The 17,198-nt window shown below is 38.3% G+C and carries 13 protein-coding genes; 3 read left to right on the plus strand and 10 right to left on the minus strand.

The features are described from left to right. Positions 1–23 precede the first annotated feature (23 nt). The 8 genes from PING_RS14365 to PING_RS14400 all read right to left on the minus strand — a co-directional run bounded on the left by PING_RS14365 (position 24) and on the right by PING_RS14400 (position 8,660). A complete protein-coding gene (locus PING_RS14365; protein ID WP_011771045.1) occupies positions 24–1,469 on the minus strand; it encodes an NAD-dependent succinate-semialdehyde dehydrogenase in 1,446 nt (481 codons plus the stop codon). A 20-nt stretch (positions 1,470–1,489) separates the two neighbouring features. Then, positions 1,490–2,779 (minus strand): M24 family metallopeptidase, encoded by a 1,290-nt coding sequence (locus PING_RS14370; RefSeq protein ID WP_011771046.1) that lies wholly within the window; start codon positions 2,777–2,779, stop codon positions 1,490–1,492. 43 nt (positions 2,780–2,822) lie between these two features. Beyond that, the gene (locus PING_RS14375) at positions 2,823–3,866 is read right to left on the minus strand and encodes a LacI family DNA-binding transcriptional regulator (RefSeq protein WP_198134702.1); all 1,044 of its coding nucleotides are present in this window, start codon (positions 3,864–3,866) and stop codon (positions 2,823–2,825) included. Positions 3,867–3,875: 9 nt separating this feature from the next. Next, positions 3,876–4,115 carry an FmdB family zinc ribbon protein gene (locus tag PING_RS14380; RefSeq protein ID WP_011771048.1) on the minus strand — a complete coding sequence of 80 codons (240 nt, stop codon included), beginning with the start codon at positions 4,113–4,115 and terminating at the stop codon, positions 3,876–3,878. A gap of 14 nt (positions 4,116–4,129) precedes the next feature. Further along, entirely contained in the window at positions 4,130–5,617 is a 1,488-nt protein-coding gene (locus PING_RS14385) for a sugar ABC transporter ATP-binding protein (RefSeq protein ID WP_011771049.1), read from the minus strand. 1 nt (position 5,618) lies between these two features. After that, on the minus strand, positions 5,619–6,563 hold the full coding sequence (locus tag PING_RS14390) for an ABC transporter permease (protein ID WP_011771050.1): 945 nt from the start codon (positions 6,561–6,563) through the stop codon (positions 5,619–5,621). 24 nt (positions 6,564–6,587) lie between these two features. Beyond that, a complete protein-coding gene (locus PING_RS14395; protein ID WP_198134703.1) occupies positions 6,588–7,583 on the minus strand; it encodes an ABC transporter permease in 996 nt (331 codons plus the stop codon). Between the two features lie 138 nt (positions 7,584–7,721). Next, the gene (locus PING_RS14400) at positions 7,722–8,660 is read right to left on the minus strand and encodes a sugar ABC transporter substrate-binding protein (protein ID WP_011771052.1); all 939 of its coding nucleotides are present in this window, start codon (positions 8,658–8,660) and stop codon (positions 7,722–7,724) included. Between the two features lie 295 nt (positions 8,661–8,955). On the opposite strand from PING_RS14400, the gene groL reads away from it, so the two are divergent. The 3 genes from groL to PING_RS14415 all read left to right on the plus strand — a co-directional run bounded on the left by groL (position 8,956) and on the right by PING_RS14415 (position 14,386). Then, the gene (gene groL, locus PING_RS14405; RefSeq protein WP_011771053.1) at positions 8,956–10,590 is read left to right on the plus strand and encodes a chaperonin GroEL; all 1,635 of its coding nucleotides are present in this window, start codon (positions 8,956–8,958) and stop codon (positions 10,588–10,590) included. A 580-nt stretch (positions 10,591–11,170) separates the two neighbouring features. Continuing rightward, complete coding sequence (locus PING_RS14410) at positions 11,171–12,898, plus strand: hypothetical protein (protein WP_011771054.1); 1,728 nt, start codon at positions 11,171–11,173, stop codon at positions 12,896–12,898. A gap of 192 nt (positions 12,899–13,090) precedes the next feature. Continuing rightward, positions 13,091–14,386, plus strand: coding sequence for an NCS2 family permease (locus PING_RS14415; protein WP_011771055.1), 1,296 nt, complete (start codon positions 13,091–13,093; stop codon positions 14,384–14,386). Between the two features lie 127 nt (positions 14,387–14,513). Here the strand turns inward: PING_RS14415 and PING_RS14420 are convergent, their stop codons facing one another. Both PING_RS14420 and PING_RS14425 read right to left on the minus strand, forming a co-directional pair. Continuing rightward, complete coding sequence (locus PING_RS14420; protein WP_011771056.1) at positions 14,514–15,440, minus strand: D-2-hydroxyacid dehydrogenase; 927 nt, start codon at positions 15,438–15,440, stop codon at positions 14,514–14,516. 122 nt (positions 15,441–15,562) lie between these two features. Then, positions 15,563–17,173 carry an NAD(P)/FAD-dependent oxidoreductase gene (locus PING_RS14425; protein ID WP_011771057.1) on the minus strand — a complete coding sequence of 537 codons (1,611 nt, stop codon included), beginning with the start codon at positions 17,171–17,173 and terminating at the stop codon, positions 15,563–15,565. Positions 17,174–17,198: the final 25 nt, after the last annotated feature.

The following is a 17,198-nucleotide window of genomic DNA, read 5'->3' on the forward strand; positions in this document are numbered from 1 at the left end:
AGGGTGATCTATTTTAAATAGCCCTACCAATCGACTGCTATATATTTTTTTTCAATAAATTCCCAAATACCATCACCTCCACCTTCTCTTCCTAAACCACTTTGCTTTACACCACCAAACGGGGCGGCAGGATCTGAAATAAAGCCTTGGTTAATACCAATGACACCGGCTTCAAGTAATGATGCGACTCTCAGTGCTTTTTTTATATCAGCGCTGATAATATAAGCGGCAAGTCCAAAATCGGTATTATTAGCACTGCTAATAACTGAATCAATATCATCAAAAGTAGAAATTGCGGCAACAGGCCCAAATATTTCCTGGCTGAATATATCCGCGTCTTTAGGAATATTGCTCAATACCGTTGGGGAATAATAACAAGAGTCACTCTCGATCAAACCGCCACCACAGTGTAATTTAGCGCCTTTTTTAATCGCCTCTTGAACTAAACCATCCACTTTAATCACCGCTTTCCGATTGATTAATGGGCCTACATCAGTCGTACTGTCTAAGCCGTTACCGACCTTTAATACTGCCATTTTTTTGGTCAATTTTTCAGTAAATGAAGCGGCTAAAGATTGATGAACATAAAATCTATTGGCTGCAATACATGACTCACCTGCATTTCTCATTTTGGCGATCATTGCACTATCAATCGCCACATCAAGATCAGCGTCATCCAGAACAATAAAGGGCGCATTACCACCTAACTCCATTGAGCAGTTAACTACTTTTTTACTGGCTTTGCTTAACAGATGACTGCCGATATTAGTTGAACCTGTAAAAGATATTTTTCTAATACGGTTGTCTTTAAATATGGCTTCAGATAGTTCTTCTGGTCTATTTGAAGGCAGTACATTAATCAGACCTTTTGGCACACCCGCTTCAGAAAATAGTTGCGCTAAATAAAGCGCTGTTAAAGGTGTCTCTTCTGACGGTTTGACTATTACGCTGCATCCTGCCGCTAAGGCGGGTGCAATCTTGCGGGTCATCATTGCCGCTGGAAAATTCCATGGAGTGATCAAATAACAGATGCCAACAGGCTCATTAGTCACTAAGATATTGTTATTGCCACTTGGAGAACGCGATAAATCACCATTAATCCGAACGGCTTCTTCTGAGAACCAACGGAAAAATTCAGCTGCATAATTCACTTCACCTAAGGATTCACTCAGAGTTTTCCCTTCTTCTAATGAAATAAGATTTGCAATATTCTCTTTGTTTTTTATCATTATGTTATAGCAAGAACGCAGAATTTCTGCACGTTCTCGGGGAGCAACCGTTCGCCATAATGCGAATGCTTGATCAGCTGCATTAATCGCATTAACCACCTCTTCTTCGCCAGCATTTTCAACACTGGCCAGGCATTCATTATTCGCAGGATTATAAACATTAAATGTCGTTTTAGTTGCTGTAAGAATAAATTGACCATTAATGTAAGGCTTGTTTTCAAATAGATTTAAAATACCCATATAATATTATCACTCTGTATTTAATAAGCGTTGGCAACAAATAGTTCTTGCGCCGGGAATAGTGTAATAATCCTATAACCATCTTTTGTCACTACGATTTCTTCTTCAATCCTTGCAGCACCCGAACCATCTGAGGCAGGACAGTATGTTTCTAACGCAAAAACCATTCCTTCTTTTAATTCAAATGGATTATCAAATGATGTTAAACGACTAATAATAGGTCTTTCGTGGAGCGCCATACCTAAACCGTGGCCAAACTGTAAACCAAATGCTTCCATTTCATTTTCAAAGCCAAATTCTTGTGCACTAGGCCAAACTGCGGCTAATTTATCGGTGGTCATACCTGGGCGCACAAGCGCAATCGCATTATCTATCCATTCCCTCGCTTGTTTATAAGCATCTACTTGTCCTTGCGTTTTTGAACCAACGTTTAAGGTGCGGTAGTAACAAGTTCTGTATCCCATATAAGATTGAATAACATCAAAAAAAGCTTGGTCGCCAGGACGATACATACGGTCAGTAAAATTATGCGGGTGTGGACTACAGCGCTCACCTGAGACGGCATTAATCGCTTCAACATCATCGGAGCCATTGTCATAAAGAAACTTATTGGCTATCGCTACCATTTCATTCTCACGGACGCCTGGTTTCAGACTATCAGCAATAACTTGGTATGCACCATCAACCATAGATGCCGCCGTATTTAGAAGCGTGATTTCATCCATACTTTTAATTTGACGCGCATCAAGTATTACTTGCTGTGCATCAACAACAGTAATGCCTTCCGCTTGTAAAGCGAAAAACATTGGTGGCTCCATCACATCAACGCCTAATGGCATATCAGCAACACCTTCTTTTTTCAAAATATCAGCAATTTCCTTAGCCGCAGATTTAAATAAGCCTGCATCTTCAGCAACAGATCCGCGTAAACCAAGCATTCCAGCAAATAGATGGTCATTTTCTATCCAAGGCATATTGAGACGATGATGCGCGGCAGCAGAACCAAAATCCCAAAGGTATGGGTCTGAATTTCCCGTAAAAAGAGAATATCGACAAATTTTGTCTCGTGACCATTCACCTATAACACTGCTGGTTAAATAGCGAATATTGTTATTATCAAAACATAAAATGGCACCCATGCTCGAATTGGCAAGTGCTTGCCGAGCTCGTGCTACTCTGTATTTGTGTAAACGTCTAAAATTAACTCTCTCTTCAAAATCCACCGCCATACGACCCGGTGATGGGATAGGTCGGTCCCAGTTCCAATTAGGTTCAAGATCTTTCTCTTGTGTCACTTTAGGCTCTACCATGTAAATTTCTCCTGATGAAATATTGTAAGATGACTAACTAAATTCAGTTCATTGCGATTTTTCTAGGTGGACAAGTTGAATCTCTAATGATTAATTTAGGTTCAACGATATTTAGTTTGACTTTATTAATGGCATCATTTTTCTTGTTTAAAGCGTCGAGTAAATATAAAACAGATTGTTTCGCCATTAATTTTCTATCGACATAAACACTGGTTAAAGGTGGTGAAAATACATCACTAAATAGCATTGCATTAAAACCAACCAAGGATACCTCTCTGGGACATATTATGTCGTGCTCTTTTAAATAATCCATAATACCAACCGCCAAGAGATCATTGGCTGCAACAATTGCGGTAAATCTTAATTTTTTATTAAACAATTTATCTGCCGCTTTATAACCTGAGTAACGGCTGAATTTTTCAGTATTAATGATAGATTTGGCACAATAATTGGCTTTATAAAATTTCATCCATTGTTCAAAATATTTAAGTCGCTCGTAGCCATCAGAAATATCTTGTGGCCCAGCAATAAAAGCAATATTTTCATGACCTAAGCCGACTAAATGCTCAATGATTAATTTCATGCCTTGGCAATTGTCAGTATAAATTTGACTGATGTCTTTGTTCACTGTTGTTCTACCAACAGTGACGCAGGGAATACGATGATCCTTACAATACTTAACACCAATGTCCTCTATATATGCATTGGTAAAAATAAACCCATCAACTTGGTTGCTAGCGATATATTTTATGTTTTTAAGATATTCACTTGAGTTAGATTGTGCAAAAATGATAATCGCTTTGTATTCAGAACTTGCAAGACATTCAATTATTTCATCGGATATTTCACCAAATACAGGATTTGTTAAATCGGGAATAATTATTCCAATCGTGTACTTTTTCCCATTTTTCAAACTACGGGCTATATGATTAATGCTGTATTCCATTTTTGCAGCGGTTTTCTCAATTTTCAAAACAAGCGCTGCATTGATCATGCTTTTTGTCTTTTCGTTTAACGCCCTTGAGACCGTTGAGCTGCTAATTCCAAGCTCGCTGGCGACATCTTTTAACGTCGTCTTTTTATTCATATGAGGCATCTAAAGTTTGTTTCCTTTACTGCAACCACATGCTGTCGCGGCAGCGCTTAATTTATTCACCACGGTCGATCTTTTTAAGCCTTTATTATGTATATCTCCACCAGGGGTAAAGACTTTTCTTACCGGGAACCCTGTATTAAGATCAACTGTTAATGGTTTATCTGTAATATGTTGAAAAATTTCAAACTGTTCCATTTTTTGATTATCAGTCGGTAATGTCTCATAGGTATAAATAGGCATAACATCTTCTCCAATTAAATTGTAAGAGCCAAATCTTCTTCAGTGATATCTTTACCCGAAAATTCGCCTGAAATTTGCCCATCCCTCAAGACCAGGACTCTATCGGAAAGGCTTATCACTTCTGGCATCTCAGATGAAATAACTAAAATCGCATATCCCTCATTAGCTAACTTTCTAATCAAATTATGAATTTCAGCTTTAGAACCAATATCAATACCTCTTGTTGGTTCATCTAATATAAGCAATTTAGGATTGGTGACTAGCCATTTTCCAATGATGATTTTCTGCTGATTTCCGCCGCTTAATGTAGATATTTTATCGTTTATATCTGCCATTTTAATGCTCAATAAGTCTTTGTATTCCAGCATCAATTTTTTTTCCAGATCACTATTCAAAAATCCAAAATTACCTATTGTCTGTAAAATTGATAATGTCAGATTCTCTTTACAACTCATCTCCAAAACCAGGCCTTGCTCTTTCCTGTCTTCAGGAACAAGGGCAATACCATTTTTAACTGCCTTTTCGCTAGAGTTGATATCGGCTAATTGGTCATTTATATATATTTCGCCTGAATCAATTTTTCTTATGCCAAATATTGCTTCTGCCACTTCCGTTCTGCCGGCACCAATAAGGCCATACATTCCCAGTATTTCTCCCTGTTTAACAGAGAATGAAATATCCTTGAAAACATTTTTTTGGGTTAAGTTTTTTAGTTCAATAACCGTTTTATCATATTTATTATTACGTTCTATATGATCTAAATTAAGCTCTCTACCTATCATTAACTTAATAACTTCATCTATATCAGTAGCTTGAGTTTTTACGGTTTTCCGATGCTCGCCATCACGTAAAACGCTGATACGATCTGATAACGTGAATATTTCATCCATACGGTGAGAGATATAGACAATGGCAACACCTTCTTTTTTTAATGTATTGATCAAGTCCATTAATACAAATTTTTCTGTATCTGTTAATGATGCGGTAGGTTCATCAAAAATGATAACCTTAGGCTTCATAACTAATGCTCTTGAAATTTCAACCATTTGTTTTTGAGCAATACTTAAGTGACTCACTTTATCCTTTGACGAAAAATTACATTTGAGCTTTGTAATTATTTCGTCCGTTCTTTTATAGAGCAGCTTATAGTCAACTAGACCCTGCATTTTTGTAGGATATTCACCTATAAAAATATTTTCAGCAACGGTCATTTCTTCTACTAAAGATAATTCTTGATGTATTAATAAAATACCCATTTTTTTAGCTATAATTGGGTTGGATAAAACAACATCATTACCCTCATAATTAATTGTCCCTGATGTAGGCTTATGAACACCCGCAATCACTTTCATTAAAGTAGATTTTCCAGCGCCATTCTCCCCGACTATGGCATGTACTTCTCCTGTGTAAATATCTAATGACACATCAGACAAAGCGACAACTGACGGCGGGAATTTTTTTGTTATATTTGAGATCGACAATATTAAATTTGGATTAGACATATTATTGACTTAGCTCCATTTTATTTTTCATCAAGCTATCAAAATAAATAACACTAATTAAGATGACGCCTAAGATAACAAGGACATAAAACGAGGGTATATGTAAGAGATTCATCCCATTTCGTAGAACACCAATTGCAATAACTCCCCCTAAAGTACCAATAATACTACCTGAGCCACCTTTTAAATGAGTGCCACCAAGAACAACAGCTGTGATAGCCCAAAGTTCAAAATCTCGACCTAAATTAGGAGTAGATGCTCCCATCTGGGAAGATAAAGTAATACCTGCTAGTGCAGCTAAAAATCCACATATCATAAAGTTAATCATTAAGTGCCTGCCTATTTTCATACCGGCATTGAGCGAAGCTGTACGACTGCCTCCAATGGCTAACATATTCCTACCATGTATCGTTCGACTCAGAATAAAATGCATTAACCATGAAAAAAATAAAAATATAAGTACTAAACTTGGTATACCTAAAAGAGAACTACTTCCAAAATCTGAAAAGGCAAAATCTAATGCATAGAAGGATTGTTCTTCTGTATAAATAAACACCACGCCTCTTATTCCAATCATCGCGCCTAAGGTGACGATAAATGAATCAACCCCTGTTTTCCAAACTATAATCCCATTTAGAGCTCCAAACAGGACGCCAGCTAACAGTGCCGCAAATATTGAAAATCCTAACCCGTATCCCTGGAGGCCTATCGTAATTGAAGCGGATAAAGCAACCATTGAACCCACGGACAAATCAATATTTCCATTGATCATTACAAATGTAAGTCCTAATGCAATTAAGCCAATCGTCGATGTCTGAATAAATATATTTTTAAAATTACTGAATTCAAAAAAATATTCCGATGTGCTACTAAAAAATACAATTAAGATAAGCACAAAAAACCAGATTGGTTGTATCTTTAATTTATTGAAATTATTCCATCTCATAGGTGATCCTTTAATACTTATTAGTTAATCCAGCAATACTTTTCGTCTCGTCACTGCTATATCTAGCCAAACAGCAAATATAATTACCACCCATGTCACGACCCACTGTATATAATATTGAAAACCTAATAGTAATAATCCATTCTGTAGAAATTTTAAGACTAGAACGCCGAGTATTGTTTTAATAATACTGCCTGAGCCGCCTAATAGGCTTGCTCCGCCTAAGATTACCCCTGCGAGTACAACTAATTCATAACCTTGACCTACCGTATTTTGTGCACCCATGACCCTTGAAGCAATAAGAATGGAGGCACATCCCGTCGTAAAAGCAGATAATAAATAGGTTGAAAATACAACTTTTGCACTGTTGATACCAGAAAACAAAACGGCTTTAGGATTACCACCTGTAGCAAATAATTTACGGCCAAACACTGTGCCTTTTAATAATATTTCCATTGCCAAACCGAGCAGAATAAATAAAATTATTGGAACCGGTATATCAAACACAGTACCTTTATTAATAAAGTCAAATACGCTCGTATCCTGAGCGGTGATGTCCACATTTTTTCCACTGGTATATATCAGTGTCATACCTTGGATAACTGAAAGCATCCCTAAGGTAACAATTAATGAATTTAATTTTAAATATGCAACTAAAAAACCGTTGACTGAGCCAATAACTAATAATGCCATCATCATGCAAGCGATGGCTGGATATGCCCCTATTTTATCGTGGAGATCTGCCACCAATACCGCGCCAAAGGACAACATTGAACCTACGGAAAGGTCTAAATTTCCGCCTACAATAACAAAGGTGACGCCTATCGCTATCACACCGATGATCGCTGCTTGACTGATCACTGTCATTACGTTTCTTGATTGTAAAAACTCATCAGAAAACAATGAAAATACAAATAAAAGAACAATAAAACCGATCAAAAACCCTTGTTTTGCAACAACGCCAAGATTGACATTTTTAGCATATATATCATACATATATCTATTTATCACACTAAACATATATCACCATTACAGTTGAGTTTGTTGATTAAAGTACTAGCGATTAATCATTAACAAAGGCATTGTTATATACAAATAAGAATGCCTTTGAAATCTTAATAATAAAATAAATTAATCAACAATATTTATGATCAGACTTTAAAAAACAGGTCTTTCAAATTCGTCTATGTTTGCTAAAGTAACTTTAGGCGTGTCAAAATAATTGTCTTTTTCTACTTTATCTCCATTTAAGATTTTCATTGTGATAGCTAACGCCGCAATGGCATCACTTACAGGAGATTGGACAACTGAACCATAATATGACCCTTCTTTAATTGCGTCATAACCAACAGCAAAATTCGTTGCTCCTACAATTTTAATATTTTTCAAATCAGCTTCTTTTATCGCATTCAGTGCGCCAATTCCCATGTTGTCATCTGCGGCATAGACACCATCAATTTTCGTACCAAATCGAGTAATAAAGTTTTCCATCACCCTTTGCGATTTTTCTCTATTCCAATCACCAGGTTGGCTGTCGATAATTGAAACTCCTGGACAATCTGCAGCTAAAGAGTCTTCGAATCCTTTTTGGCGGTTAATTGCGGTTTGATACCCAGGTTGGCCTGTAATCTGAACAACTTGACCTTTACCATTCAACCCTTCACACATCAGTTCTGCGGCATATTGCCCTTGTGTAATTGTATTTGGTCCTGAAAAAGCAGTTATGAATTCTTGACCCTTCTCAGATATATTTGAGTTTGTAATAATGACCGGAATCCCCATTTGTTTAGCCTTACGAACGATTGGGGTTAATGCTTGACCATTGGTAGGCCACAATATAATTGCATCTACCTCTTGTTGTATTAAGTCCTGAACTTGTGCAATTTGTCTCGCAACATTACCGCCGGCATCCAAGACAATCCCTTCTACATTTGGGTATTTAGTCATGGTGTCTTTTAACGCAATGTCATATGTTGTTTGGTAGCTATCAACCCCAACATTGTTTTGAGTCACACCTATCACGTAGTCTTTTGCAAAACTAAAGGTTGAAAAACATATTGAAAATGCTAATCCAGTAATGGCTAATTTCTTTTGCATGGGTAATTCCTCTCTCATAATCAGTTCTATTAATTTAGGATTTGTATCAATCAACCTCTCTCTGCAATCGATTGTTTAAATGATTGTGTCAAATGCAATTGATTTATAAAAATTAACATATATTTAACAATAGTACACACCAATCTTTACATTGCAGGTTGATTTATGACCTAAATCACATTTATAGACTAACTCCAACCCACTTGAAAAATTAAATTGACTTAAAACCCCCATAGTGGTGCAATCGTTTGCACAAACTGAATATCTACTGTTACCAAATAAGGATTATTTAAATATGTCAGCTAAAGCGATTAAATTTAACCACCATGCCCGTGAGAAGATGTTAAAAGGAGTTAACATCTTAGCCGATTCGGTTAAAGTGACTTTAGGTCCAAAGGGGCGAAATGTTGTTATTGCCCAAAAATACAGCCGTCCCATTATTACTAAAGATGGGGTCACCGTTGCGAAAGAAATTGAATTAATTGACCCTTTTGAAAACATGGGTGCCCAGTTGACAAAAGAAGTCGCCTTTCAGGCAAGTGACAGTGCTGGTGATGGCACCACAACAGCAACTGTATTAACTCAAGCTATTGTTAATGAAGGTGTGAATGCAATATCAGCTAATATGAACCCGATTGATTTAAAGAAAGGGATTGATAAATGCTTACACTATGCTCTGCTCGAATTAAATTTATTATCTCAAAATTGTGATAACTTAGAAAAAGCCGAACAAATTGCGACTATTTCAGCCAACGGTGAGGAACAGATTGGTAAATTAATTGCACAAGCAATGGAAAGAATTGGAACCGATGGTGTTGTTAGTGTCGAAGATGCTCAAGGATACGATGATGAATTGATTTTTAAAGAAGGACTCGCCTTTGATCGTGGTTACCTATCACCGTATTTTATTAACAATCATGAAAAATCGACAGTTGAATTAAATAACCCTTCTATTTTACTACTTGATGATAAATTAACCCATATGGAGGACTTACTTCCTTTACTTGAAAAGTTAGCAAACAATCGTAACCCGCTTCTTGTGATTGCAGAAGACATTAACAATGAGGTTTTATCGCGGATCATTGGTAATAATATGAAAAACAATCTAAAAGTGACTGTTATTAAATCACCCGCATTCGGTAGCAGACGGACTGAGATATTACAAGATTTAGCTATTTATACCGGTGGTACAGTTATTTCGCCTGAGATTGGCATGGATCTGTCGGAGGTGGATACCGATAAACTGGGTAATGCTTCAAAAATTATTATTACAGATTCAAACACCACTATTGTTCACGGTGAAGGCGATCCGCAACTTATTATGCAACGAATTAAACAATTAAATTCTCAACTCCTTAATTCATCTTCTGAATATGACCAGAAAAAATTAGCCGAACGTGTTGCTAAATTATCGGGTGCTATCGCCATCATTAAGGTCGGCGCTGCGACAGAAGTCGCCATGAAGGAAAAAAAGGATCGTGTTGAAGATGCCTTGCATGCAACAAAAGCAGCCATTAAAGAAGGTATTGTACCAGGAGGCGGCGTTGCATATATACGTATAGCACAAACTCTCGCTTCTCTTGAGGGCGACAATCCGGATCAGAGCTTTGGCATTAAAATTTTACTTAAAGCCATGGAATCGCCATTAAAGCAAATTGCTAAAAATGCTGGAAATGAACCTGTTGAAGTGCTTAGTACAATTAAAAAGCAAACCGGAAATTTTGGTTTTGATGCAAAAAACGATCGATATGGTGACATGATGGAGTTTGGTATTATTGACCCAACAAAAGTAACACGTTGTGCTTTAGAGTTTGCAGCATCTATCGCGAGTTTGATTTTGACAACAGAGGTAATGGTTGCAGATATGGAAGACAATAACGCAAATCATGCAAATCATGACCATGCCCATAGTTTAAACTGCAGCCACTAAAAATCATGCAGGATAAAATTACGCGCGCTCAAACAATAAGCTGCATAATTTTATCCTGATACTCTGTAGAAACATCCTGTTTCCACTTGCTAACATTATTATTGAAATGAGAAAAATGTTAACAATCATTTCCGTAGCTGCATTACCTTGAGATTAATGAATGTAGAATTCTCATTCTCATTCTAAAAAAACTCAACGGAGAATGAACAACTAAATATTTATTCTTCGTTTCGTCATCGCTAAAATAACAACACAGAAATTATGGACACTAAATTAAACAAAGGAGCCCGTGACGCGCTAAAAATGCGGTTACTGATAATGACTCTCTGCTTGAAGCTATTAATTATCATGCCCTCTTATAACAAAGATTAAATTTACTGCGTGACAAGTTGCTTATTCTTGGATTTCCCTTCAGCTTTGGGATAATTTTATTTTTCTGACAGCAACATCCCCCGAATAAAAATTATATCTTCCATTTTCATTCAGTTAAGTTAAGTTGTTACGCATATTTCTAATTGTTACAACTCTGTATCGCAAGGTTATAATCAATTTCCATAGAGTACCAACGGGAGAGTCAAACTTGAAAAAAATATTAATAGTAACCGCGATCGCAGCAGCGGGAGCCGCTGCATATTTTGCTAACCAGCAGCTACAAACGTCACCCCAAGCTTACAATGTACTTGATTACGTACCTGCTGACACCCCCTTATTAAGCGCTCAACTTAAACCCTTTCCGCTTAAAGATTATTTAAATAGCTCACCGCAGTTAAACACAGCTAAAGACCAAGAAACATTGCAGAATATTGCAGTTGAAGGCGATCCGCAGTCAAAATTTTTCTTAAGTATCGCAAAAAGTTATCAAACGTCATTACCGGATACCGAGATGTTTCTTAATACCTTCGGCCTGGCGGATAATATCCGCGCTTATTTTTATATGTTAGGCGCATTACCCGTCTTAAAAATTGAAGTGGAAAATACACAGGCAATTTGGGATTTATTAGATAAAGCGGAACAGGAAAGTGGTTACTCTCACCGTACCGGCAAAAGACAAGAGACTGAATATCGCGCTTACCGGTTGAATGATTCATCAGAAGCACAAACAACAGATCTGATTATCTCTCAAAATAATGGCTTATTAACCATCACGCTAAACAGTTCATTAAATAAAGAAACCTTATTAAGCAGCGCGTTAGGTTTACTTAAAGCTGAAAATCCGATTACCGAATCGGGCATTTTAGAAGAGATTGCCAGTAAATATAATTTTACAGATCAAAATATCGCTTTTATCAATCATCAGGAAATAATAAAGGGATTAACCTCGGTCAATGCTAACCAGCTTGCACGTCACCTAAGCCTACTGTTTGCGCAACAGGATCAGGAAAATCCTCTGTCAGCGTTCAGAACCGCTGAATGTCAGGCAGAGTTGACCACTGTCGCCAATAATTGGCCGCGTACCGTTTTTGGTTATACAGATTTATCGGTAACAGGGACTCAATCCACAATGGATTTGTCCACTGTTATTGAAAGTAAAAACCAAACAATTCTAACCGCCCTGCAATCGCTGCGCGGTTATATACCGCAATACACACAAAATATTAAAGACAATGCCTTTGCATTAGGTTTTGGCGTGGATATCAATCAATTAAGCTCGGCAACAGCCTCCATATTAACAGATTTAAAAACACCAAATTATCAATGTGCGCCATTACAAGAGATCCAAGATACGTTACAGCAACAGGGGCAAAACTATTCTATGATGCTGGGCATGGCAGGCGGCATGGCAAATGGCCTTAAAGGTTTTAGTGTTGCAGTGCTGGACTACAGTATCAGTAAACAAGAAGGTACGCCTTCATTAGAAAGTCTCGATGCCCTGCTTAGCTATTCTGCAGATAATCCACTGGCCCTGTTCAACTCATTAAAAATGTTCAGCCCGGATCTGCAGCGCCTGCAGCCACCAGCTGATGGTAGTGCGGTGGATTTATCGGAATTTATACCTAAGGGGTTAAATATCAGCCCTAAGATGGCCATTAAAGGTCAGAATCTGGTTATCTACAATGGTGAGAAATCTGAACAGCAGGCAGATTTAATGAGCAGTGAAGCATTGACTAAAAATGGTCTTTTCACTTTTTCATTCGACTTAACAAGAATGTTTGACCCGATAATAACAGCCACGGAGCTAAGCGGAGAAAGCATGCCCAGTGAGGCGATGTTTTTACAGAACTACAATATGCGCATCAAATTTGATATAGACATCAATCAACAGGGTATTGTCTTTAACTCTCACGTCAGTAACGAAGTTAAAAAATAAAAAAAAAGGGTAGCTGATTCCGGTCAGCTTATCCTTTTTTACCCATTGATCATCAAATCCATCTCATTATTTTAAAATATTAGCATTAAAGCTGATTTATCCGTTTGTATCTTTTATAATCCCGTCATTTTTATGCATGCCCCCCTGTCTAAAGTCTGTTAGATAGGATCACTTATATAATATGGATCTACTATGTTCGAAAAACTGTTTAAACTCAACGAACACGGAACCTCAGTAAAAACTGAACTTATTGCAGGTACCACCACCTTTTTAACCATGGCTTATATCATTTTTGTTAACCCGCAAATGTTATCTGCCGCCGGTATGGACTCCGGAGCTGTCTTTGTAGCAACTTGTTTAGCAGCTGCACTCGGCTGCTTTATTATGGGATTTTATGCGAACTACCCTGTTGCACTCGCCCCTGGAATGGGTCTGAATGCCTTTTTCTCTTTTGTGGTTGTTGGCCATATGGGTTACTCATGGCAGGTTGCATTAGGCGCGGTTTTCCTGTCGGGCATCTGCTTTACACTGCTAAGCCTGTTTAAAATTCGCGAATGGATTATAAACTCAATTCCAATGGCGATGCGTAAAGGTATTGCAGCGGGTATCGGTTTATTTTTAGCGCTGATTGCACTGAAAAATGCAGGGATTGTTATTTCTAACCCGCCGACACTTATCTCACTGGGTGATATGCACGCTTTACCGGCTATTCTTGCTTGTGTGGGTTTCTTTCTCACTATCGCACTGGCACATTACCGTGTTAAAGGCGGTGTTATGTTCGCAATTTTAGCGATAACACTGATCGGTTTTTTAGCCGGTGATGTGGAGTATAATGGTATTATGTCAATGCCACCAAGTATTGCACCGACACTTCTACAGATGGATATTGCAGGTGCATTCAATGTGGGTATGATAAGTATTGTTTTTGCCTTCCTGTTTGTTGATTTGTTTGATACCTCGGGCACCTTAATTGCCGTGGCAGACAAAGGAAAACTATTAGATAAAGAAGGAAATTTACCGCGTTTAAATCGTGCCTTATTAGCTGACAGTGGCGCATCAATCGCCGGTTCAATGCTGGGTACATCAACCACCACCAGTTATATTGAAAGTATTGCGGGTGTTGCCGAAGGCGGTCGTACCGGGTTAACTGCGGTGACGGTTGGTCTGTTATTTTTAGTCGCTTTATTCTTTGCTCCATTAGCGGGAATGATACCTGCTTATGCTACAACTGGCGCATTATTATACGTTGCAGTATTGATGGTGGAAGGGCTGAAAACAATTAACTGGGATGATATTACAGAAGCCGCACCGGTTGTTGTTGTTACCCTGATGATGCCATTAACCTTTTCTATTGCTAATGGTATTTCGCTTGGTTTTATCGCCTATGCGGCCATTAAAGTAATGAGTGGCAAAGCCAAAGACCTAAGTGCAAGCGTTTGGTTCTTAGCGGCATTATTCCTGGCAAAAATGATTTTCTTCCCGGGTTAAAAAGTTTAAATTCACTTTTTAATTGCCAAAAAAAACACCCTTTATTTGCATAAAGGGTGTTTTTTATTTTTCTGCTGTAACAATCTTTATAACTCAATAAATGAGCTGCTACAGATTAAGACCAATGCTAAAAATTCGCAGATTTAATATTATCAACAATCATATTGATAAGTTTTGTTCTTGCTTCTTGACTGGCCCATGCAGTATGGGGAGTCATCACCAAGCGCTCTTTTGCCTGCACAGATAAATAGGGATGGTCTTGAATCATAGGCTCAATCTCGAGCACATCAGTACCATGATAAATATCCGACTGATCAAGCGCTTCAGCCATTGCATCTTCATTGACTATCCCACCGCGGCCCATATTAAGTAGAACAGCCCCTGCTTTTAGTTTTTTTAGCGCCTGTTTATCAATTAAATTATGCGTATGTTCATTAAGCGGTGCATGAATACTAATAATGTCACAGGTAGATAATAACGTTGCCAAATCAACCTGCGGATAATCTTGCTGATTATTTTTACCCGAAGCAGAAAAATAACAAAGTTCACATCCAAATACGCTTGCAATTTCAGCAACTCGTCGACCAATTTCGCCCATGCCGATAATGCCCCAACGTTTACCCTTTATTTCACCAAAGGGTTTGCTGAGATGCGTAAAGGTGGGGCTGTTACACCATTCTTTAGACTGTGTGTAATGATCATAATAACGGCTTTGATGTATTAACTGAAAGAGCATTGAAAAAGTAGATTGGGCGACACTCTCGGTAGAATAGCCAGACACATTTTTAACCATTATACCGGCTTTTTCAGCAGCAATTAAATCAACATTGTTCATTCCCGTAGCTGCAATACAGATTAATTTCAATTGTGGATTTGCCGCTATAATTTCCTGATCAATAACAACCTTATTGGTGATAATGACATTCCGGTCGCCAATATGTAATAATCTTTGTTCCTTGCTGGTCAGCGGATAGCTTATAAAATCACCCAAATTTTCAAATGGAGATAAATCACTATCACTTAATGTTTCTGCATCCAATAATACAATTTTCATACTCTTCCCTAATGTTAATATTGATAACCCCAAACCTGAAGCTCCATTAGGTTTGGGTGCCTAATAAATAGACTCAAAAAAATAACATAGAAGTTAATCATGATCAATTTATCTACATAACATCACTTTTCCAAAAGCATATCCAATGCCACGGCTTCCGCTATTTTAATACCGTCAATACTGGCGGATAAAATGCCTCCGGCATAACCAGCTCCTTCGCCACCCGGGTATAAACCTTTCACGTTAACACTTTGATAGTCCCTACCACGTTTAATCTGCAGCGGTGAAGAAGTGCGTGTTTCGACCCCGGTTAGCATTGTATCTGCAGCTGCAAAGCCACGTATTTTTTTATCAAATGCCGGTAATGCTTCACGAAGCGCATCAATGGCAAAATCAGGCAAACTGCTGCTCAAATCTATCATTTTTACACCGGGTTTAAAGGAAGGTTCAATCTCCCCAACGGGCTTAGCTTCATTGCCCGCCAGAAAATCCCCCACACGTTGCGCCGGTGCATCATAATTACTGCCACCAAGAATATAAGCTTGACGTTCCAATTGACGCTGCAATGCAATTCCCTGTAACGGGTCATTATTAAAATCACTGGGAGAAACACCGACAACAATAGCACTGTTCGCATTACGTTCACTGCGTGAATATTGGCTCATACCGTTGGTCACAACGGCTTCTTTTTCCGATGTTGCGCCAACAACCACACCTCCCGGACACATACAAAAACTATAAACACTGCGCCCACTCTTACAGTGATGTACTAATTTATAATCGGCAGCACCCAAAATAGGATTACCCGCATTGATACCAAAACGGCTTTGATCAATCAGCTCCTGTTTATGTTCGATGCGAAATCCAATCGAGAACGATTGCGCTTCAAGATACACCCCTTTATCGGATAACATCTGCACTGTATCACGCGCACTATGACCGATTGCCAATACCACATGCTTGGATTTGATAACCTCCCCGCCGTTAAGTGTCACGCCGGTGATTTGCGCATCGTCAATATGAATTTCTTCAACACGGCTTTCAAAACGAATTTCCCCACCTAATGCAATGATCTTACGGCGCATGCGCTCAACCATAGTGACCAGTTTAAAGGTACCAATATGCGGTTTACTAACATAAATAATTTCAGCCGGTGCACCCGCCGCAACAAATTCCTGCTTTACCTTTAAACCGAGAAAATTTGGATCTTTTACCTGACTGTATAATTTGCCATCGGAAAATGTACCGGCTCCCCCCTCGCCAAACTGCACATTGGATTCTGTATTTAGCTCTCCTTTTCGCCAGAAACGAAAGGTATCTTTAGAACGCTCGTGTACCGATTTACCACGCTCTAAAATGATCGGCTTAAAACCCATTTGTGCAAGAAGCAAAGCGCTAAATAAACCACAGGGTCCCATTCCAATAACAATTGGACGCTCAGTAAGATTATCAGGGGCCTGTGCGACATATTTATATTCGGTATCCGGTGATTTACGGACATCCGGTGATTTGACAAAATGCACTAATATAGCCTCTTCATCAACATCGGCTAAGGTCACATCCAGAGTATAAATCAGGGTGATCGCATTACGCTTACGCGCGTCATAACCGCGTTTAAAAATATGGATATCAGTTAATTGCTCAGCTGAAATTGATAGTGCCTTTAAAACATATTTTTGGAGCGCATCATCAGTATGATCTAGCGGGAGTTTAACTTGGTTTAGACGTATCATCGGTTCACCTGGGAGCAAATGGCTG

The organism is Psychromonas ingrahamii 37, from assembly GCF_000015285.1.
Lineage (GTDB): Bacteria > Pseudomonadota > Gammaproteobacteria > Enterobacterales > Psychromonadaceae > Psychromonas > Psychromonas ingrahamii.

Bases quoted from the DNA above. Each gene is read 5' to 3' on its own strand.
- PING_RS14375 (WP_198134702.1), bottom strand. From the start codon at position 3,866: ATGAATAAAAAGACGACGTTAAAAGATGTCGCCAGCGAGCTTGGAATT.
- PING_RS14415 (WP_011771055.1), top strand. From the start codon at position 13,091: ATGTTCGAAAAACTGTTTAAACTCAACGAACACGGAACCTCAGTAAAA.
- PING_RS14420 (WP_011771056.1), bottom strand. From the start codon at position 15,440: ATGAAAATTGTATTATTGGATGCAGAAACATTAAGTGATAGTGATTTA.
- groL (WP_011771053.1), top strand. From the start codon at position 8,956: ATGTCAGCTAAAGCGATTAAATTTAACCACCATGCCCGTGAGAAGATG.
- PING_RS14365 (WP_011771045.1), bottom strand. From the start codon at position 1,469: ATGGGTATTTTAAATCTATTTGAAAACAAGCCTTACATTAATGGTCAA.
- PING_RS14390 (WP_011771050.1), bottom strand. From the start codon at position 6,563: ATGAGATGGAATAATTTCAATAAATTAAAGATACAACCAATCTGGTTT.
- PING_RS14425 (WP_011771057.1), bottom strand. From the start codon at position 17,173: ATGATACGTCTAAACCAAGTTAAACTCCCGCTAGATCATACTGATGAT.
- PING_RS14380 (WP_011771048.1), bottom strand. From the start codon at position 4,115: ATGCCTATTTATACCTATGAGACATTACCGACTGATAATCAAAAAATG.
- PING_RS14400 (WP_011771052.1), bottom strand. From the start codon at position 8,660: ATGCAAAAGAAATTAGCCATTACTGGATTAGCATTTTCAATATGTTTT.
- PING_RS14395 (WP_198134703.1), bottom strand. From the start codon at position 7,583: ATGTTTAGTGTGATAAATAGATATATGTATGATATATATGCTAAAAAT.
- PING_RS14370 (WP_011771046.1), bottom strand. From the start codon at position 2,779: ATGGTAGAGCCTAAAGTGACACAAGAGAAAGATCTTGAACCTAATTGG.
- PING_RS14385 (WP_011771049.1), bottom strand. From the start codon at position 5,617: ATGTCTAATCCAAATTTAATATTGTCGATCTCAAATATAACAAAAAAA.